This window comes from Streptomyces sp. MS19 (assembly GCF_047200595.1).
Classification (GTDB): domain Bacteria; phylum Actinomycetota; class Actinomycetes; order Streptomycetales; family Streptomycetaceae; genus Streptomyces.
Window position 1 is genome coordinate 17335 of record NZ_JBJZOH010000029.1, and the last position, 17982, is coordinate 35316.

General features: G+C 75.8%; 16 protein-coding genes and 1 pseudogene. 12 read left to right on the plus strand and 5 right to left on the minus strand.

Features of this window, described 5'->3' with window-relative positions; translation table 11 throughout:
* Nucleotides 1–22 precede the first annotated feature (22 nt).
* From ACL02R_RS22695 to ACL02R_RS22725, 7 genes are all read left to right on the plus strand, one after another.
* The gene (locus ACL02R_RS22695) at nucleotides 23–871 is read left to right on the plus strand and encodes a TatD family hydrolase (RefSeq protein ID WP_412798818.1); all 849 of its coding nucleotides are present in this window, start codon (nucleotides 23–25) and stop codon (nucleotides 869–871) included.
* Nucleotides 868–1731 carry a 16S rRNA (adenine(1518)-N(6)/adenine(1519)-N(6))-dimethyltransferase RsmA gene (rsmA, locus tag ACL02R_RS22700; RefSeq protein WP_412798819.1) on the plus strand — a complete coding sequence of 288 codons (864 nt, stop codon included), beginning with the start codon at nucleotides 868–870 and terminating at the stop codon, nucleotides 1729–1731. The genes ACL02R_RS22695 and rsmA overlap by 4 nt, the downstream gene beginning before the upstream one ends.
* Nucleotides 1728–2837, plus strand: coding sequence for a polyprenyl synthetase family protein (locus ACL02R_RS22705; RefSeq protein ID WP_412798820.1), 1110 nt, complete (start codon nucleotides 1728–1730; stop codon nucleotides 2835–2837). The genes rsmA and ACL02R_RS22705 overlap by 4 nt, the downstream gene beginning before the upstream one ends.
* A 189-nt stretch (nucleotides 2838–3026) precedes the next feature.
* Nucleotides 3027–3956, plus strand: a complete 930-nt coding sequence (locus ACL02R_RS22710) for a 4-(cytidine 5'-diphospho)-2-C-methyl-D-erythritol kinase (RefSeq protein ID WP_412798821.1) — start codon at nucleotides 3027–3029, stop codon at nucleotides 3954–3956.
* Nucleotides 3949–5754, plus strand: coding sequence for an ABC-F family ATP-binding cassette domain-containing protein (locus tag ACL02R_RS22715; protein WP_412798822.1), 1806 nt, complete (start codon nucleotides 3949–3951; stop codon nucleotides 5752–5754). Before ACL02R_RS22710 ends, ACL02R_RS22715 begins: the two co-directional genes overlap by 8 nt.
* Before the next feature lie 405 nt (nucleotides 5755–6159).
* Nucleotides 6160–7887 (plus strand): PQQ-binding-like beta-propeller repeat protein, encoded by a 1728-nt coding sequence (locus ACL02R_RS22720; protein ID WP_412798823.1) that lies wholly within the window; start codon nucleotides 6160–6162, stop codon nucleotides 7885–7887.
* Between the two features lie 346 nt (nucleotides 7888–8233).
* Nucleotides 8234–8905 (plus strand): response regulator transcription factor, encoded by a 672-nt coding sequence (locus ACL02R_RS22725; RefSeq protein ID WP_412798824.1) that lies wholly within the window; start codon nucleotides 8234–8236, stop codon nucleotides 8903–8905.
* A gap of 191 nt (nucleotides 8906–9096) precedes the next feature.
* Here ACL02R_RS22725 and ACL02R_RS22730 read toward each other — a convergent pair.
* From ACL02R_RS22730 to ACL02R_RS22750, 5 genes and pseudogenes are all read right to left on the minus strand, one after another.
* Nucleotides 9097–9678 (minus strand): annotated as a pseudogene (locus ACL02R_RS22730) (GNAT family N-acetyltransferase); the annotation flags it as partial.
* A complete protein-coding gene (locus ACL02R_RS22735; RefSeq protein ID WP_412798825.1) occupies nucleotides 9620–10549 on the minus strand; it encodes a phosphatase PAP2 family protein in 930 nt (309 codons plus the stop codon). The gene ACL02R_RS22735 and the pseudogene ACL02R_RS22730, both read right to left, overlap by 59 nt.
* A 102-nt stretch (nucleotides 10550–10651) precedes the next feature.
* The gene (locus ACL02R_RS22740; protein WP_412798826.1) at nucleotides 10652–11248 is read right to left on the minus strand and encodes a cysteine hydrolase family protein; all 597 of its coding nucleotides are present in this window, start codon (nucleotides 11246–11248) and stop codon (nucleotides 10652–10654) included.
* Nucleotides 11245–12699 (minus strand): MFS transporter, encoded by a 1455-nt coding sequence (locus ACL02R_RS22745; protein ID WP_412798827.1) that lies wholly within the window; start codon nucleotides 12697–12699, stop codon nucleotides 11245–11247. Before ACL02R_RS22745 ends, ACL02R_RS22740 begins: the two co-directional genes overlap by 4 nt.
* Entirely contained in the window at nucleotides 12696–13217 is a 522-nt protein-coding gene (locus tag ACL02R_RS22750; RefSeq protein WP_412798828.1) for a MarR family winged helix-turn-helix transcriptional regulator, read from the minus strand. Before ACL02R_RS22750 ends, ACL02R_RS22745 begins: the two co-directional genes overlap by 4 nt.
* Nucleotides 13218–13369: 152 nt before the next feature.
* On the opposite strand from ACL02R_RS22750, the gene galT reads away from it, so the two are divergent.
* The 5 genes from galT to ACL02R_RS22775 all read left to right on the plus strand — a co-directional run bounded on the left by galT (nucleotide 13370) and on the right by ACL02R_RS22775 (nucleotide 17980).
* The gene (gene galT, locus ACL02R_RS22755; protein WP_412798829.1) at nucleotides 13370–14416 is read left to right on the plus strand and encodes a galactose-1-phosphate uridylyltransferase; all 1047 of its coding nucleotides are present in this window, start codon (nucleotides 13370–13372) and stop codon (nucleotides 14414–14416) included.
* Nucleotides 14413–15393: a UDP-glucose 4-epimerase GalE gene (gene galE / locus ACL02R_RS22760; protein ID WP_412798830.1), complete on the plus strand. Its 981-nt coding sequence runs from the start codon at nucleotides 14413–14415 to the stop codon at nucleotides 15391–15393. Before galT ends, galE begins: the two co-directional genes overlap by 4 nt.
* Entirely contained in the window at nucleotides 15390–16526 is a 1137-nt protein-coding gene (galK, locus tag ACL02R_RS22765) for a galactokinase (RefSeq protein WP_412798831.1), read from the plus strand. The genes galE and galK overlap by 4 nt, the downstream gene beginning before the upstream one ends.
* Nucleotides 16527–16813: 287 nt before the next feature.
* Nucleotides 16814–17473, plus strand: coding sequence for a helix-turn-helix transcriptional regulator (locus ACL02R_RS22770; RefSeq protein ID WP_412798832.1), 660 nt, complete (start codon nucleotides 16814–16816; stop codon nucleotides 17471–17473).
* A gap of 93 nt (nucleotides 17474–17566) precedes the next feature.
* Nucleotides 17567–17980, plus strand: coding sequence for a GNAT family N-acetyltransferase (locus ACL02R_RS22775; protein ID WP_412798833.1), 414 nt, complete (start codon nucleotides 17567–17569; stop codon nucleotides 17978–17980).
* Nucleotides 17981–17982: the final 2 nt, after the last annotated feature.

Consider the following 17982-nt stretch of genomic DNA (forward strand, 5'->3'; position numbering starts at 1 on the left):
GGGCCACCGTAGGATCGGGGGCATGCCCAAGTCCGCCAAGGCCAAGGCCGAGGAGAACGTCCCGCCGCCGCTGCCCGAGCCGCTGGCCGTGCCGGTCGCCGACTCGCACACGCACCTCGACATGCAGACGCCGGGCGTCGAGGAGGCGGTGGCCAAGGCGACCGCCGTGGGCGTGCCGCGCCTCGTGCAGATCGGCTGCGACGTGGAGCGCGCCCGCTGGTCGGTGAAGACCGCCGCCGGGCACGACGCGATCTGGGCCGGTGTCGCGCTGCACCCGAACGAGGCCGCCCGTATCGAGGCCGAGCACGGCCCGGCGGCGCTCGACGCCGCGCTGGACGAGATCGCGGCGATCGCCGAGCACCCCGAGGTGCGGGCCATCGGCGAGACGGGGCTCGACTACTACCGGACAGGCCCCGAGGGCACGGCGGCGCAGCAGCGCTCGTTCCGCCGCCACATCAGGCTGGCGAAGGAGCGGGACGTCGCGCTCGTCATCCACGACCGGGACGCCCACGCGGACGTGCTGCGCATCCTGCGCGAGGAGGGCGCGCCGCGCCGCACCGTCTTCCACTGCTACTCCGGGGACGCAGCGATGAGCGAGGTGTGCGCGGAGGCCGGGTACTTCATGTCGTTCGCGGGCAATGTGACCTTCGCCAGCGCGCAGCCGCTGCGGGACGCGCTCGCCGCCGCGCCGCCCGAACTGCTGCTGGTCGAGACGGACGCGCCGTTCCTGACGCCCGCGCCGTTCCGTGGGCGGCCGAACGCGTCGTACCTGATCCCCGTCACGCTGCGCGCGATGGCCGGGGTGAAGGGGCTGTCCGAGGACGAGCTGGCCGGGCACATCGCCGAGAACACGCGGCGGGTCTTCGCATGACCGCCACCGACGCCCTCCTCGGCCCGGGTGACGTCCGCGAGCTGGCCGCCGCGCTCGGCCTGCGGCCCACCAAGCAGCGCGGGCAGAACTTCGTGATCGACGCGAACACGGTGCGCCGCATCGTGCGCGCGGCCGGCGTCGGGCCCGAGGACACCGTGCTGGAGATCGGACCGGGGCTCGGCTCGCTGACGCTCGCGCTGCTGTCGGAGGCGGCGCACGTGACGGCCGTCGAGATCGACGACGTGCTCGCCGCCGCGCTGCCCGCGACCATCGGCGCGCGCCTCCCGGAGCGCGCCGACCGCTTCGCGCTGGTCCACGACGACGCGCTGCGCGTGACGGAGCTGCCGGGGCCGCCGCCGCGCGCCCTCGTCGCGAACCTGCCGTACAACGTCGCCGTGCCCGTCCTGCTGCACATGCTCGCCGCGTTCCCCAGCCTGGAGCGCGGGCTGATCATGGTGCAGTCGGAGGTCGCCGACCGGCTGGCGGCCGGGCCGGGGTCGAAGGTGTACGGGGTGCCGTCCGTGAAGACGGCCTGGTACGCGCGGGCGCGGCGGGCCGGGGCGATCGGGCGGACGGTGTTCTGGCCCGCGCCGAACGTGGACTCGGGGCTCGTCGCGCTGGAGCGGCGCGAGCCGCCGGTGACGACGGCGGGCCGGGCCGAGGTGTTCGCGGTGGTGGACGCGGCGTTCGCGCAGCGCCGCAAGACGCTGCGGTCGGCGCTGGCCGGGTGGGCGGGGTCCCCGGCGGCGGCCGAGGAGGCGTGCCGGGCGGCGGGCGTACCGGCGACGGCGCGCGGCGAGGCGCTGACGGTGGCGGACTTCGCCCGGCTCGCCGAGCACCGGCCGGGCGCGGGGCGGTGACGGCGCCCGCCGGTGCGCGGGCGCGCGTCGCGGGGCACCGGGCGCGGTTCGAGGCGCTGTTCGCGGCGTGGTTCGCGGGGGTGGAGGAACGTTTCGACGTCCCGCCGCTCACCCGCTTCCCGCGCCGCGCCCTCGACCTGCTGCGCGACCAGTCGCTGCGCGGCGGGAAACGGCTGCGCGTCGCCGTGCTGTACGAGGCGGCGCGGCTCGTACAGGACGGCGACGGCCGCCCGGCGGGCCTCGACGAGGCGGCGGTCGCCGTCGAACTGCTCCACACCCACGGCCTGGTGCACGACGACATCATCGACGGCTCCGCCACCCGGCGGGGCGCCCCGTCCGTGCACGCCGCGTACCGCGCGGAGTTCCCCACCGCCCGGTTCCCGGACGGGGAGCGCACGGCGCTCGGGCTGGCCGTGCTGGCGGGGGACCTCGCGGCGTTCCTGTCCGTCGAGGCCGTGCTCACCGCCCCGGCGCCGGCGTCCGTGCGGCAGGCGATGACGGAGGTGCTGGTGCGCGCCGGGGCCGAGACCGTCGCCGGGCAGATGGCCGACCTCGAACGCGACTTCCACCCGCTGCCGGACGAGGAACTGCTGCATGTCGTCAGCGAGTTCAAGTCGGCGCGCTACTCGGTGCTGGCCCCGCTGCGCCTCGGGCTGATCGCGGCGGGCGAGGACCCGGCGGCGCACACGGAACGGCTGCGCCGCTACGCGGTGCCGGTCGGCGTCCTCGGGCAGCTGCGCGACGACTGGCTCGACCTCTTCGGCGACGAGGCCGCCACGGGGAAGCCCGCCGGCGCCGACCTGCGCGAGGGACGGCGCACGTACGCGGTGCGCGCGCTGCTCGCCGCCGCCGATCGCGCGGAGCGCGCCACCGTCGAGGCGGCGCTCGGCGACCGGGAGTGCGCGCCGGAGACCGTCGCGCGGATACGGGAGATCGCCGTGCGCCGGGGCGTGGACGCGTCGCTGCGCGCCGACATGCAGCGCTGGGCGCGGGCCGCCGCCGCCGAGGCGGCGGGCTGGCGCGGCCTGTGGCGGGCGGACGCCGTGGCGTTCTTCGCACAGCTCCCGGCGGCGCTGACGCCCCCGCCGCCGCCCCGAGTGCTGTGACCGGAAAGGTTCACCGACTCACGACGCCCGCCGGGCCTGGGGGAGCCTCGCCGCGTTGCCGAATCGCGCGGGTACGGCCGAGTACGAGCTGCGATCCGGCGCCTTGCGATGCACCTCCCCCAGCCGCCAGGCTGGGGGAGCCGTAACCCGGCAAACCTCCCCGGCCACAGCCCTAGACTGAGCCGCACCATGCAGCCCGCACCCGCCGTCACCGTCCGCGTCCCCGCGAAGGTCAACGTCCAGCTCGCCGTGGGCGGCCCGCGCCCCGACGGCTTCCACGACCTGGCCAACGTCTTCCTGGCCGTGGGGCTGTACGACCACGTCACCGCCCGCCCCGCCGACACCGGCGCGCCCGAACTGACCTGCACCGGCCCCGGCAGCGAGGACGTCCCGCTCGACGGCACGAACCTCGCCGCCCGCGCCGCCGTACTCCTCGCCGGACACCACGGCCTCAAGCCCGCCGTCCGGCTCCACATCGCCAAGGACATCCCCGTCGCGGGCGGCATGGCGGGCGGCAGCGCCGACGCGGCGGGGGCCCTCCTCGCCTGCGACGCCCTGTGGGGCACGCGGACCCCGCGCGACGTGCTGCTCGGCCTGTGCGCGCGGCTCGGCTCCGACGTGCCGTTCAGCCTCGTCGGCGGCGCCGCGCTCGGCCGGGGGCGCGGCGAGCAGCTGACGGAACTGCCGGTCGGCGGCACGTTCCACTGGGTCTTCGCCCTCGCCGACGGGGGACTGTCCACCCCCGCCGTCTACCGTGAGTGCGACCGGCTGCGCGGCGCCACCCCCGTGCCCGAGCCCGAGCCGCACCCGGCGCTCCTCGCCGCGCTCGCCGCAGGCGACCCGCACGCCCTGGCCGCCGCGCTCCCCCGGGCGAACGACCTCCAGCCCGCCGCCCTGTCCCTGCGGCCCCCGCTGGCCGACACCCTGGACGCGGGCCTGCGCGGCGGCGCCCTGGCCGGTCTCGTCTCCGGGTCGGGACCCACCGTCGCGTTCCTGACCGCCGACGCAGAGGCCGCCCGTACCCTGGCCGGCACGCTGGCCGCGTCCGGCGCCTGCCGTACCGCCCGTGCGACAACAGCCCCCGCCCCCGGGGCGACTACCATCGTCTCCTATGCCTGAACAGCGGAATCTCGCCAGCGTCGAGTCCATCCGTAAGGTCTACGGGACGCGCACCCTGCTCGACGGGGTGTCGCTCGGCGTCGGGGAGGGCGACCGCATCGGCGTCGTCGGCCGCAACGGCGACGGCAAGACGACCCTGATCCGCATCCTCACGCGCCAGGAACCCGCCGACGACGGCCGCGTCACCCACTCCGGGGGGCTGCGCCTCGGCGTCCTCACCCAGACGGACACCCTCGACCCGGCTGCGACCGTGCGGCAGGAGGTCATCGGCGACCTGGCCGACCACGAGTGGGCGGGCGACGCGCGCGTCCGCGACGTGCTCACCGGCCTGTTCGGCGGGCTCGACCTGCCCGGCTTCCCCGCCGGGCTCGACACCGTCGTCGGCCCGCTCTCCGGCGGCGAGCGGCGGCGCATCGCGCTCGCCAAGCTGCTGATCGCCGAGCAGGACCTGCTCGTCCTCGACGAGCCGACGAACCATCTCGACGTCGAGGGCATCTCCTGGCTCGCCGCCCACCTGCGGACGCGGCGTTCCGCGCTGGTCGTCGTGACGCACGACCGCTGGTTCCTGGACCAGGTCTGCACCCGCATGTGGGACGTGCAGCGCGGCGCGGTCCACGCGTACGACGGCGGGTACAGCGACTACGTCTTCGCGCGCGCCGAGCGCGAACGCGTCGCCGCTGCCGAGGAGTCCAAGCGGCAGAACCTCATGCGCAAGGAACTGGCCTGGCTGCGGCGCGGCGCGCCCGCCCGCACCAGCAAGCCGCGCTTCCGCATCGAGGCGGCGAACGCGCTGATCGAGGACGTCCCGCCGCCGCGCGACAGCGCCGAGCTGATGCGCTTCGCCGGCGCCCGCCTCGGCAGGACCGTGTACGACCTGGAGGACGTCACCCTGCGGGTCGGTGAGGGGGAGGGGCGGCGGGAGCTGCTGACGGGCCTCACCTGGCAGCTCGGCCCCGGCGACCGGATCGGCCTGGTCGGGGTGAACGGCGCGGGCAAGACGTCGCTGCTGCGCGCCATGGCGACGGGCGAGGCGAGCGAGGGGCGGGTCACGATCGGCAAGACGGTGCGGCTCGCGTACCTGTCGCAGGAGGTCGGCGAACTCGACCCGGCGTGGCGGGTGCTCCAGGCCGTCGAGAACGTGCGGGCGCGCGTGGACCTCGGCAAGGGCCGGGAGATGACGGCGTCCCAGCTGTGCGAGCGCTTCGGCTTCGGCAAGGAGCGGCAGTGGACGCCGGTCGGCGACCTGTCGGGCGGCGAGCGGCGGCGGCTCCAGATCCTGCGGCTGCTGATGGACGAGCCGAACGTCCTCTTCCTCGACGAGCCGACCAACGACCTCGACATCGAGACGCTGACACAGCTGGAGGACCTGCTCGACGGCTGGCCCGGCTCGCTCGTCGTCATCAGCCACGACCGGTACTTCGTGGAGCGCGTGACGGACACGGTGTTCGCGCTGATGGGCGACGGGACGCTGCGGATGATGCCGCGCGGCATCGACGAGTACCTGGAGCGGCGCGCGCGGCAGACGGCCGGGGCGGTGGCGGCCGCGCCGCGGGCCGCGCCGGTGGCGGCGGTCGCGGCGAAGCCCGCGCAGCTGTCGCGGGCGGCGCAGAAGGAGATCCAGCGGATCGAGCGGCGGCTCGACCGCATCGGGGCGCGGGAGGCCGAACTGCACGGCGAGATGGCCGCGCACGCGACCGACTTCCAGCAGATCGCGCACCTCGACGCGGAGCTGCGGAAACTGGCCGAGGAGCGGGACGAGCTGGAGAACCGCTGGCTCGAACTGTCCGACGAGGGCTGAGACGCGTCGTCGAAGGGGGCGGGCGCCTGCTCGCGCCGCTCCCCCGGCCTGACGGCTGGGCGGTGCCCCCAGGCCGCCAGGCCGGGGGAACCGCGAGCGGCCGGACTGCCTGCGTGTGGACTGGAACCTCGCCGCGTTGTCGCATCGCCCCGAGTGCGCCCGGTACGAGGAACGTTTGGGGCACGGGCCTCCGGGGCCGCGCTGCGGGCCTTCCCACCGCCCCGCGACGCACCGCGTCCGGCGGGGCCCGGAGAGCGGGCCGATGGGCGCCGCCGGACGCGTCCCCGGCGGTCCCCGGCGGTACCGGCGGGGCGACTGTCGGTGGCCGGTGGTAAACAGGTGGGCGACGGAAACACACCGCGTGGCCCGGCCGTTCCGGACCGGGCACGGTGAGCAGGGGGACGCATGGCGCAGCCGACACCACCGCCGGAGGGCTCGTTCGGGCCGCCGCCGAGGATGGACGCCCCGGCCGGGGAGACACCGGGGCGGCCCGGGTACGGCTACCCGCGCACGCCACCCGCCGGGTACGGCTTCCCGCCCGCGCCGCCGGACGGGTACGCCGTCGCGGGGCGGGAGACGGCGGACGGCGTCTTCGGCCCGCCGGTGCCGCACCCGCCCGTCACGCCACACCCGCCCGGCCCGCCCGGCGCGCCGTACGGCACGACTCCCCCTCCGGTGACGCCCGTTCCCGGTCCGGGCCCCGGCTCCGGCTCCGGCTCCGGCTCCGGCTCCAGTGGCGGGCGGCGGCGTGACCCGGCGCGGACCGTGCTGGTCGTCACCCTCGTCCTGGCCGTCCTGTTCGCGGCGGGCGGCCTCGTCTGGTACCTCACCGGGGACGGCGGCGGGACCCCGGCCGCCCAGCCGTCCGGCGACGACGGGCAGGGCGGCGAGGACGGGGAGACGCTGCCCGCCGAGCCGGTCACGGCGTCGCTCGCGTGGAACGTGCCCGCGCCGGAGATCCCCGAGGAGGAGATCGTCGTCGACGCGCGCGGCATCTGGTTCACCGACGACACCCTGGTGCGGCTGATGCACGACGCGCTGGTGGCGTACGACCTGGAGACGGGGGCCGAGCGCTGGGAGCTGCCCTTCGACCTGTCGGGCGGCACGTGCAACGCGTCGCCGACCGCCGACGCGGGCCGCATCGCCGTCCTCCAGGGCCGCGACTGCGAGGCCGTCACCGTGGTGGACATCGAGGCGGGCGAGGAGATCGTGTCCATACCGCTGGGCGACGACGCCATGCAGCCGGGCAAGTACAGCTACCCGGCGCTGCTCGGCGACACGGTCGCGGTCGGCTGGGGCGTCGGCAGCGGCGGGTACAGCATCGCCGACGGCGAGCGGATCTGGCGTTCCTCGCTGGAGACCCAGCGCTGCGTCGAGGGCTCCTACGCCGTCATCGACGGGGCCCTGGTCTCCCAGATGATCTGCCGCGACGCGTCGGGGGACGCGGACAGCGGCGCGATCCGCGCCACCGACGCGGCGGGCGACGAGCTGTGGCGGTGGGAGTACGGGACGACGTACGAGGACCGGCCGTTCTCGGTCGGCGCGGTCCTGTCCATCGACCCCCTGGTGGTCACGGCCGAGCTGGACACGGACGAGACGGGAGCGGGCGAGGAGGGCATCCTCGTCGTGGACGACGCCCACGAGGAGGTCGCCGCGCGGCTCGACTACGACGACCGCCGCTACGTCTCCCCGTGCCGCATCAACACCCTGGCGGACTGCCCCCTCGGCGTCGTCCTCGACGGGCACCTCTACCTGGGGACGAACGTGCCCTACGACAACACCGCCGTCGTCTCGTTCGACCTGTCCACGGGCCAGGGCGAGTACGAGGTCCCGGCCGTCAACGGCGGGGGGATACGCCCGTTCGACTCCGTGGACGGCAAGGTCCTCGCCTACCAGCCCGGCACGCAGGAGCTGGAGGGCCTGGTGGTCGCGATCGACCCGGCCACCGAGGAGGCGACCGCGGTGATGGCCCTGGACCGCGCCGCCCGCAGGGACGAGTGGGAGCTGATGTCCGGCCTGTTCCCCGTGGACCGGATACCCGTGTGGCGGGACGGCACCCTGATGCTGCTCAACCAGTCGTTCAGCGCCGGCGCGGCGGACGAGGAACCGCCGGCGCTGCTCGTCTACCGGTAGGCGGGCGCGGGCGGGCGGCGGGTGGCCAGATCCGGCCCTCCGGGGTGGCGCAGGGGAGAATCATGGCCTATCAGTACGTCACTCGCGGCCCGGAGGGGCCGGCCGCGACGTCCGGTCCCGGCGGCATGGCGCCGTCCGCGGCGGCGGCGTCCGGCCGGGGGGCACGCGAGAAGGAGTCGGGACCGCCGGGCGTCCGTCTCCCGCACGACCGGCGCCCGCCGCGCAGCGACGGCACACCCGCCCGCGCCCGCGAGATCCCTCGCGCGCGGCGGGTGCGCGGGCGCCGTCGCTCCCCCGCCGTACCGGCCGGGGAGCTGAGCGCGACGACCGGGGCGGGGTGGAGGCCATGAACGTACGCGTGGTGGTGGTGGACGACCGGCGGCTGGTCGCCGAGGCGCTGGCCTCGGCGCTGCGGGTGCGCGGCCACCGGGTGCTGGGCGCCGGTGCGCCGGTGTCGCGGCTGTGCGAGCTGTCGGTGAGCAAGCAGCCGGATGTCGCGCTGTTCGGCTCGTCCGCGCCGGAGGCGCCGGGGGCGCTCGACCCGCTGCTGCGGATGCGGCGGGAGAGTCCGCGCGTGGCCGTGGTGGTGCTCGGTCCGGTCCCGAGACCGCACGGCGTGGCGGCGGCCTTCGCGGCGGGGGCGCGCGGGTACGTGCGGCACGACGAGCGCATAGAGGGGGTGGAACGGGCCATGATCAAGGCGAAGGCGGGCGAGGCGGCGGTGGCGCCGCAACTGCTGCGCGACGCGTTCGCCGAACTGCTGCACCCCCGGCTCGCGCCGGACGCGGAGGGCGCCAGGCTCGCGGCCCTGCTGACGGACCGCGAGGCGGCCGTGCTCGCCCGGATCGTGGAGGGTGACGACACGCGGCGGATCGCCGAACGGCTCGGCGTGGCCCCGAGCACGGCGCGCACCCACGTCCAGCGGCTGCTGACCAAACTGGGGACGACCTCACGCCTCGAAGCGGCGGCACTCGCCGTGCGCACCGGCCTTCTCGACCATCTCCGACGACCGCGCTGACCCTCCGGTGCCCGGAGGCGGCGTGCGCGGTCCGCCGTGCGCGTCAGGGCCTTGCGGAGGACCAGCAGGTCGTCGCCGTCCGCCCGGTGGTCCCGCACCCGGTCCTCCTCGGCATAGCCGCATCCGGCACAGAACGTCCTGGCACGGTCGTACCGAGGGGTGCCGCAGGTGTCGACGGGCAGGAGCCGCTGTCCGTCGCCGCGCAGCTCTTCCTCGACGTGCCGCAGCAGGGCCGTTCCGAGCCCCCGGCCCTGGTGACCGGGCCGGACGGCGGTCATCGTGAGGTCCCACACCCGATCAGCCGCCGGTCTCGGCCGGCGGTACGCCACCGCCCGGCGTGGTGCCGGGGCGGCGCTCGGCCATGGCGCGGATCTGCTCGGCGGGATGAGGTCCTCGGACCGGTACGTGCCCTGGGGGAGGTAGGGCAGCGGCCAGGTGGCGTCCGCGTTCTCGGGCAGCCGGTCGGCGAAGCAGAGCGCGGCCGGGCCGGGGCCCGTGAGCCGCGCCTCACGGGTGGGACCGTCGTAGGGCCGGCCGGGCGGGAAGGCGCCGGTGTCGTCGCCTGTCTGCGCGCGCCGGCCCAGCTCGTCGGCCCAGCTCGTCGGGCCCGGACGTCCCTGACGCGCCACCGGGCGCGCCCGCGTGCGGCGGCGCTCGGCGGCCACCGCCGCACATCGGGTCGGCGCCGGACCGGCGGGGCGGGCGCGGAGGGTGTCAGCGTGGGCGGCCGTCGGGTTCGCGGGTGGGGGGCGTCGTGTAGCGGGCCTCGTCACCGGTTTGGCCGGGGCCGTCGGTGCGGGGAAGGACGGTGGCGGTCGCGGTCGCGGTGGCCAGGCCGAGGCGCGGGCCCCAGCGTTCCAGGAGGGGGCCGAGCAGGCGTGCCAGGAGCGCTGTGGCGGCGAGCACCAGGGCGGCCGTCACGGATGCGCCGAGGGAGAAGCCGGCCAGCACGTCGTGCGGGTAGTGGACGCCGACCGCCACCCGCAGCAGGCCCGCCAGGGCGCCGAGCGGCAGGACGACCGGCGCGAGCCGCGGCCGCAGGACGGCCAGGCCCATGGCGAGCCCGGCCGCCAGCGTCGAGTGGTTGCTGGGGAAGGACCAGTCGCCCGGCGGCGGGCACTCGGCGACCGGGTCGGCGCCGCTGACGGCGCGGCAGGGGCGTTCCTCGTCCACGACGAGCTTCAGCGTCTCGCTGGTGGCGTACGCGGCGATCGTGCCCACGCCCGCGAGGACGGTGGCGGCGACGGTGCGCGCGTCGCCCCGGCGCAGGGCGAGCCAGCAGGTCCACAGCAGGATCAGGCCGAGGACGACGACGCTGCCCTCGCTCGCTATCTCCAGCGCGACGTGGACGAGGTGCGGCGCGTCCGCGAGCGCGTCGGTCAGCGTCCGGTACAGCGAGGCGGACGCCCCGCCGGTGACCAGCACGGGCCCCGCGTCGCCGCCCCCCAGGCTCCCCGGCCCCCCGGGTGCGAGCAGCAGCAGGGCACCGGCCCCGGCGAGCAGGACGACCAGCGCCGTGACCAGCGCGGCGGGCGACGTCCTGGTGGCCGCCGCCCTGCGCTGGGCGGCCCGGCGTGCGGCGCGGCCCTGGGCGGGGGGTCCGGCGGGCACGGGGGGTGACGGGTCGGGTGTATCCGTTCTCATACCGGATGACCGTAGTCCCTTGCGGACTGACGTTGCGTCGGCCTAACGGCAGGGCGAACACTTGCCGTTCGCCGGATGACGTTTCGGCCCGGTGTGTGCCCGTCAGGGCGTGAGGACGTCGCGCAGCGCGGCGGTGCCGAGGACGTGGGCGCGGGTCGGGAGGACGTCGGCGACCAGGGTGCGGTGCACGGCGGCCCTGGCGTCGGCCACAGCGTCGGACAGGACGTAGACCCCGTAGTCGCGGTCGGCGGCGTCGAGGGCGGTGGACAGGACGACGCCGCTCGTGGAGACCCCGGCGAGGACGAGCGTGGTGATGCCCCGCTCGCGGAGGCGGGCGTCGAGGTCGGTCGTGGAGAACGCGCCGTAGCGCGTCTTGCGGACCTGGATGTCGCCCGGCAGGGGCGCCAGCCGTGCGTCGACGGCCGTGTCCGGCGCGTCGGCGCGCAGGCGGCCGGGGTCGGCGGCGAGCCGGGAGAACGACGTGTTGGCGGCGGGTACGGCGGCGCGGTCCGCGTCACTGAGGCCGACGCGGACGTACCCGACGGTGCCGCCAGCGGCCCGTACGGTGGCGACGGCGTCGGCGACCCGTTCCACCAGCGTGTCGGCCTCGGTGTCCGGGAGGGCGGCGAGGACGGACGGCTGGAGGTCCATGACCAGCAGGGCGGTGGTACGGGCGTCGGCGGTGGGCGGGGTGGTCATGTGGGGGGCTCCTTGCGTGGGCGGTGCGTGGGGTCCTTCCTCAGCGCGCGGTCCGTGAGGACCATCAGCAGCACGACGGCGCTGACGGCGATGAGGACGACGGCGATGGTGTGCAGTCCCGCGTCGGTGACCTCGTCGTGGAAGACGACGCCGGTCAGCGTCGAGGACGCGATCGAGCCGGTGTAGGCGGAGGTGCGGAAGAGCCCGGCGGCCGTGCCGATGCGTCCGGCCGGGGCCTGGAGGTAGAGGGCGGTCTGGTTCCCCGCCGCCTGGGTGCCGACCGTGACGCCGAAGGCCAGCGTCACGCCGACGACGGCCACGACGGGCGCCGACGTGCCGAGGAGCAGCATCCCGGCCGAGCCGGCCAGGGACGCGGCGGCGGCCGCGACGAGGGCGCCGCGCAGCATGTTCCGCCGCGCGACCGGCCGCGTGACGAGGACGGCGAGGCCGCTCATCGGCAGGACCAGCAGCCCGGCCTGCTCCGCCGACAGGCCGCGCCCCGCCTCCAGCCACTGCGTGACGCCGTACATCACCGTGTAGACGCCGAGCTGGGTCAGGGCGACACGCAGGTACGTGCGGACGAGCGGCAGGTTCGACGCGAGCAGCCGTACGTCGAGGAACGGCGCGCGGGCCCGCAGCTCCCAGGCCGTCAGCGCGGCGGCCAGGACGGCGGCCGGCACGAGGGCGGCCCAGGCGGGTTCGGGGAGCGCCATGAGGAAGACGAGCAGCGCCGTCATCGCGCCGCCGAAACCGGCGATCCCCGCCACGTCGAGCCGGGCGAGGACCTCCCGCGCGCTCCCGCGCCGCGCCACGGGCGGGTCGCGGGGTATCCACGCCCAGGTCATCGCGAGGGCGGCGAGCGCGAAGGGGACGCTGGCGAGGAACGTCCAGCGCCATCCCGCGGCGCCCACCAGCAGGCCGCCCGCGGGGAGGCCGAGCGCCAGGGTGGCCTGGCCGGCGACGGAGAGGGCGCCGAGGACGCGGCCGGGTGGTTCGGCCAGTCCCGCGTCGGCGGCGCGGCGCCGTATCAGCAGCATGGCGGTCGGGTAGGCGGCGGACGTGCCGACGCCGATGAGGACGCGGGCGGCGACGAGCGTCGGGAGGTCCTGGCCGAGGGCGCCGGCCGTGCCGCCGGCGACGACGAGGGCCGCGCCCGTCAGGAAGACGCGGCGCGGCCCGAACTCCTCGGCCAGCTTGCCCGCCGTGGGCTGGGCGATGGCGCTGGCCAGGTAGAGGGCCGCGACGAGGACGGCGACCCGGCCGACCGGGACGCCCAGCGACGCGGCGATGGGGGTGAGGGCGGTGGCGAGGAGCGAGCTGTTGACCGGGTTGAGGGAGGCGCCGAGGAGCAGGGGGGTGGTGAAGCGCCAGGAGAACGGGCGGGCGCCGCCGTCCGTACGCGCGGCGGGCGCGGCGGGCGGGGCGGGGGCGCGGCGTGGTGCTCCGGTCACGGAGCGGCCTCCTTGCGGCCGTTCCCCTTCCGCGCGGTGGTGCGGCCGTCGTTGTGGACGTCGGCGGCGGCGAGCCGTTCCAGCAGGTCGAGCGCGGTGTCGAGCGCGGGCCGTTCCTCCGGGCCGACGAGGGAGTCGATCGCCTGGACCAGCCAGGCCTTGCGTGACGCGCGCAGGGAGCGCACCAGGGCGTCGCCGCTCGCGTTGGCGGTGATCAGGGTGCGGCGCCCGTCGGCGGGGTCGCGGCGGGCGGTGACGAGCCTGGCCTCCTTGAGGGCGGCGAGGTTCTGCGCGATGGACTGGGGGCTGACGTGTTCTGCGGCGGCGAGGTGGGCGGCGGTGACCGGTCCCTCGTCGAGGACGCGGCGCAGCACGGACAGCTGCGAGATGGACAGGCCGGTGTCGTGCGTGCCGGACTCCTCGCGCAGGCGGGAGCGCAGCCGGGTGATGGCGACGCTCAGGCGGTGCGCGGTCTCGACGGTGGTGTCCGGCGGTGGCGCGTGTCCGGATTCGGTCATACGGGCCACCGTAGTTTTCGGCAAGCAACTTGTGCAAGTTGCTTGCCCGAGTGCGCGCGGGAAGTGCCCCGCGGGCCTCCTCAGGGCGCCGCGCCGCACTGTATGCTGCCTATTGTTTGATTCTGTTGGACTTCGCGTGATCTGGACAGCTCATGAAGAGGACCGCCACCCGGCTGGCCGACGGCCGCGAACTCATCTACTACGACGCGCACGACGACGCCGTCCGCGACGCCTTCGACCGCCGCCCCCTCGCGCCCGCCGCCTCCCGCTCCGAGATCCGCCACGACCCGCTCCTCGACGAGCACATCGGGTACGCCGCGCACCGCCAGGACCGCACGTACCTGCCGCCCGCAGACCAGTGCCCCCTGTGCCCCAGCCAGGGCGACCGGCTGAGCGAGATCCCGGCGCAGAGCTACGAGGTCGCGGTCTTCGAGAACCGCTTCCCCTCCTTCGGGGACGGCACCGGCCGCTGCGAGGTCGTCTGCTTCACCTCCGACCACCACGCGTCGTTCGCCGACCTCACCGAGGAGCAGGCGGCGCTGGTGCTCCACGCGTGGACCGACCGCACGGCCGAGCTGGCCCAGCACCCGGGCGTACGCCAGGTGTACTGCTTCGAGAACCGCGGCGCCGAGATCGGCGTCACCCTCGGCCACCCGCACGGGCAGATCTACGGCTACCCGTACGTCACCCCCTTCACCGAGCGCGCCCTGCGGTCCGTCCGCGCACACCGCGCCCGTACCGGCGCCAACCTGTACGACGAAGTGCTGGCCACCGAGCGCGCCGCCGCCGAACGCGTCGTGCTGGACACCCCGCACTGGACCGCGTTCGTCCCCCACGCCGCGCGCTGGCCGTACGAGGTGCACCTCTACCCCCGCCACCGCGTCCCCGACCTGCGCGCCCTGGACGACGACGCCCGCGCCGCGTTCCCCGCCGTCTACCTCGAACTGCTGCGCCGCTTCGACCGGATCTTCGGCGAGGACGCGGGGCCGACACCGTATATTTCCGGCTGGCATCAGGCGCCGTTCGGCATCGATGACCGCGAGGACCTCGCCCTCCACCTGGAGCTGTTCACGATCCGCCGCAGCCCGGGGAAGCTGAAGTTCCTCGCCGGTTCCGAGTCGGGGATGGGCGCCTTCGTGAACGACGTGCTGCCGGAGGCCGCTGCCGCCCGGCTGCGAGAGGTGGCGACGGACAAGTGAGCACATACCTGGTGACGGGCGGCGCGGGCTATGTGGGCAGCGTGGTCGCCGCCCGGCTGCTGGCGGCGGGCCACCGCGTGACCGTCCTCGACGACCTGTCCACCGGCTTCAAGGAGGGCGTGCCCCCCGGCGCCGAACTGGTCGTGGGCCGCGTACAGGACGCCGCGGGCCTCCTCGGCATCGGCGGCTTCGACGGCGTGCTGCACTTCGCCGCCTCCTCCCAGGTCGGCGAGTCCGTCACCGACCCGGAGAAGTACTGGCGCAACAACGTCGCCGGCTCGCTCGAACTGCTCCGCGCCATGCGCGACGCGGGCGTGCGCCGCCTAGTCTTCTCCTCCACCGCCGCCGTCTACGGCGAACCGGCCGGCAGCCCCATCACCGAGGACTTCCCCACCGCGCCCGCCAACCCGTACGGCGCCAGCAAGCTCGCCGTGGACCACATGATCACCAGCGAGGCGCACGCCCACGGCCTCGCCGCCGTCTCCCTGCGCTACTTCAACGTCGCGGGCGCCCACCGCACCGGCGAGGGCACGTTCGGCGAACGGCACGACCCCGAGAGCCACCTGATCCCGATCATCCTCCAGGTCGCCCAGGGCCGCCGCCCCGCCATCTCCGTCTACGGCACCGACTACCCCACCCCCGACGGCACCTGCGTCCGCGACTACATCCACGTCGCCGACCTCGCCGAGGCCCACCTGCTGGCCCTCGACGCCGCCACCCCCGGCGAGCACCTGATCTGCAACCTCGGCAACGGCAACGGCTTCTCCGTCCGCGAGGTCGTCGAGAGCGCCCGCCGCGTCACCGGCCACCCCATCCCGGAGACCGAGGCCCCCCGCCGCGCCGGCGACCCGGCCGTCCTGGTCGCCTCGGCCGACCGCGCCCGCGCGCGCCTCGGCTGGCGCCCCGCGCGGACCGACCTGGACGGCATCATCGCGGACGCGTGGGCGTTCGCGCAGCGAGAGGAGCAGGCGGGATGACCGCGCACGAGGACGTGTACGGGGTGCCGGCCGACGGGCGCTGGGCCGCCCCCGGCCGGGTCAACCTCATCGGGGAGCACACCGACTACAACGAGGGCTTCGTCATGCCCTTCGCGCTCCCCCACAACGCGGTCGCCACCGTCTCCCGGCGCACCGACCGCCTGCTGCGCCTGCACTCGGCGGACGGCGACGGCGGCATCACCGAGGTCTCCCTCGACGACCTGGCGCCTGGACGCGTCACCGGCTGGGCCGCGTACCCGGCCGGGGTCGCCTGGGTGCTGCTCGCGGACGGGCACGAACTCGGCGGCGCCGACATCCACTTCACCTCGGACGTGCCCGTGGGCGCCGGGCTGTCTTCGTCCGCCGCGCTCGAAGTGGTGACGGCGCTGGCGCTCAGCGACCTGAACGGGCTCGGGCTCACGCCGGACGAGCTGGCCCGCGTCTCCCAGCGCGCCGAGAACGACTTCGTCGGCATGCCCTGCGGCATCCTCGACCAGATGGCGTCCGCCGCCTGCGCCGCCGGGGAGGTCCTTTTCCTGGACACGCGCGACCTGGCGCGGCGGCAGGTGCCGTTCGCCATGGCCGAGGCGGGCCTGCGGCTGCTCGTCGTGGACACGCGGGTCAAGCACAGCCACGCGGACGGGGCGTACGCCCGGCGGCGCGCGGAGTGCGAGGCGGGCGCGGCGGCGCTCGGCGTGCCGTTCCTGCGCGACGTGCCCTCCGACGGTCTCGACGACGCCCTGGCGCGGCTCGACGACCCGGTGGTCCGCCGCCGCGTGCGGCACGTCGTCACCGAGGACCGGCGCGTCGAGCGGGTCATCGGGCTGCTCGACGCGGAGCGCCCGCGCGAGATCGGCCCGGTCCTGACGGAGGGCCACGCGTCGCTGCGGGACGACTTCGAGGTCTCCTGCCCCGAACTCGACCTCGTCGTCGAGGCTTCGGGCAAGGCGGGCGCCCTGGGCGCGCGCATGACGGGCGGCGGCTTCGGCGGCTCGGCGATCGTCCTCGTGGAGGCGGCGTCGGCCGAGGCCGTCGGCGAGGCGGTGCGGGAGGCGTTCGCCGCGGCCGGGTACGCCGCGCCGCGCGTCTTTGAGGCCGTCCCGTCCGCGGGCGCGCGCCGGCTCACCCGCTGAGGGACTTCCGCGATCTGGGCTTTCCCCGCGTTCCCGACGGGTTACTTCTGTCAAACCACTGCCCGCGACGGCGCGCCGCACGTACTCTGAGGGCAGCACCGGTGGGGGCCGGTGCTGTCTCAGGGGGCGAGAGCGGCGGGTGCGTGCCCGCGACCGGCATCGGTGCGTACGGCGGCGGCCGTACGTCCGGAAGGACCGCCGGGCGCGGTGTCCCGTGCCCGCCGATGCCCGCCGCGCCCCTGCGCCGTCGTGTCCCCCGCTCTCCCGGGCCTTCGAAGGGCAGCGCAGTGGAACGTATTCGGGTGCTGGTGGTCGACGGGCACCGGATCTTCGCCGAGTCCCTGGCGACCGCCCTGACGGCGGAGGCGGACGTCGAGGCCGCCGCCGTGGGCACCGCGCAGGCGGCGTTCCAGCAGCTCGAACGCACCGGGTACCCCGCCTACGACGTCCTCCTGCTCGACGCGGAACTCGACGCGGACGGCGCTCTGCTGACGGCCGTGCGGGAGCGTTTCCCCGACCTCCGCGCTGTCATGCTCGCGGCAGCCGACGACGCGCGGCTCGCGGCGCGCGCGCTGGCGGCGGGCGCGCGCGGGTGGGTGGCGAAGGACAGTTCGCTGGCGCGGCTGCTGCTGGTCGTACGGGGCTCGCTGCGGGACGAGACGCACGTGCCCCCGGCGCTGCTGACCGGCGTCCTGCGCGAACTCGACCGCGACCGCCGCCACCGCAGCGAGCACGAGCGCCTCGTCGAGTCGCTGACGCCGCGTGAGCTGGAGGTGCTGCGCTGCATGCTCGCCGGTATGGGGCGCAAGGCTGTGGCGGAGCGCCTGTTCCTCTCGCCCCACACCGTCCGCACGCACATGCAGAACGTGCTGGGCAAACTCGGCGTCCACTCGACCCTCGCCGCGGTGGCCCTGGCCCGCCGCGCGGGCATCCCCCCGGCGGAGTGACGCGCCCCCGCGCGCGCAGCAAGTGGCCGGGGCCTGACGATCTTCGGCGGAAAGGCGGGGTCCGGATCGGCGGGGCGCGCTTACGGTGGCGGGATGACGGTGACCACGGTGGCCTGCGAATGGCGCGGCGCGTTCGAGAACGGTGAGGTCGAGGAGCTGCACGCCGAGGGGTTCGGGCATCCGCCGGCGCCCGACTTCGACTGGCGGGGCCAGGTCGAGCGGTTCAGCCTCGGGTGGGTGTGCGCGCGGCGGGCGGCGGACGGCGCGCTGGTCGGCTTCGTGAACGTGGCGTGGGACGGCTGCGGGCACGCCTTCGTGCTCGACACCGTCGTGGCGGTCGCGGAACGGCGGCGCGGGGTGGGGCGCGCGCTCGTGGAGTGCGCCGTGGAGCACGCGCGGGCGGCCGGGTGCGCGTGGCTGCACGTGGACTTCGAGGAGAAGTGGCGGGAGTTCTACCTCGAAGGCTGCGGTTTCCGGCCGACCGGCGCCGGGCTCGTCCGGCTGTGACC

Bases quoted from the DNA above. Each gene is read 5' to 3' on its own strand.
- ACL02R_RS22710 (WP_412798821.1), top strand. From the start codon at position 3,027: ATGCAGCCCGCACCCGCCGTCACCGTCCGCGTCCCCGCGAAGGTCAAC.
- rsmA (WP_412798819.1), top strand. From the start codon at position 868: ATGACCGCCACCGACGCCCTCCTCGGCCCGGGTGACGTCCGCGAGCTG.
- ACL02R_RS22725 (WP_412798824.1), top strand. From the start codon at position 8,234: ATGAACGTACGCGTGGTGGTGGTGGACGACCGGCGGCTGGTCGCCGAG.
- ACL02R_RS22750 (WP_412798828.1), bottom strand. From the start codon at position 13,217: ATGACCGAATCCGGACACGCGCCACCGCCGGACACCACCGTCGAGACC.
- ACL02R_RS22720 (WP_412798823.1), top strand. From the start codon at position 6,160: ATGGCGCAGCCGACACCACCGCCGGAGGGCTCGTTCGGGCCGCCGCCG.
- ACL02R_RS22695 (WP_412798818.1), top strand. From the start codon at position 23: ATGCCCAAGTCCGCCAAGGCCAAGGCCGAGGAGAACGTCCCGCCGCCG.
- ACL02R_RS22740 (WP_412798826.1), bottom strand. From the start codon at position 11,248: ATGACCACCCCGCCCACCGCCGACGCCCGTACCACCGCCCTGCTGGTC.
- galK (WP_412798831.1), top strand. From the start codon at position 15,390: ATGACCGCGCACGAGGACGTGTACGGGGTGCCGGCCGACGGGCGCTGG.
- ACL02R_RS22735 (WP_412798825.1), bottom strand. From the start codon at position 10,549: ATGAGAACGGATACACCCGACCCGTCACCCCCCGTGCCCGCCGGACCC.
- ACL02R_RS22715 (WP_412798822.1), top strand. From the start codon at position 3,949: ATGCCTGAACAGCGGAATCTCGCCAGCGTCGAGTCCATCCGTAAGGTC.
- galT (WP_412798829.1), top strand. From the start codon at position 13,370: ATGAAGAGGACCGCCACCCGGCTGGCCGACGGCCGCGAACTCATCTAC.
- ACL02R_RS22775 (WP_412798833.1), top strand. From the start codon at position 17,567: ATGACGGTGACCACGGTGGCCTGCGAATGGCGCGGCGCGTTCGAGAAC.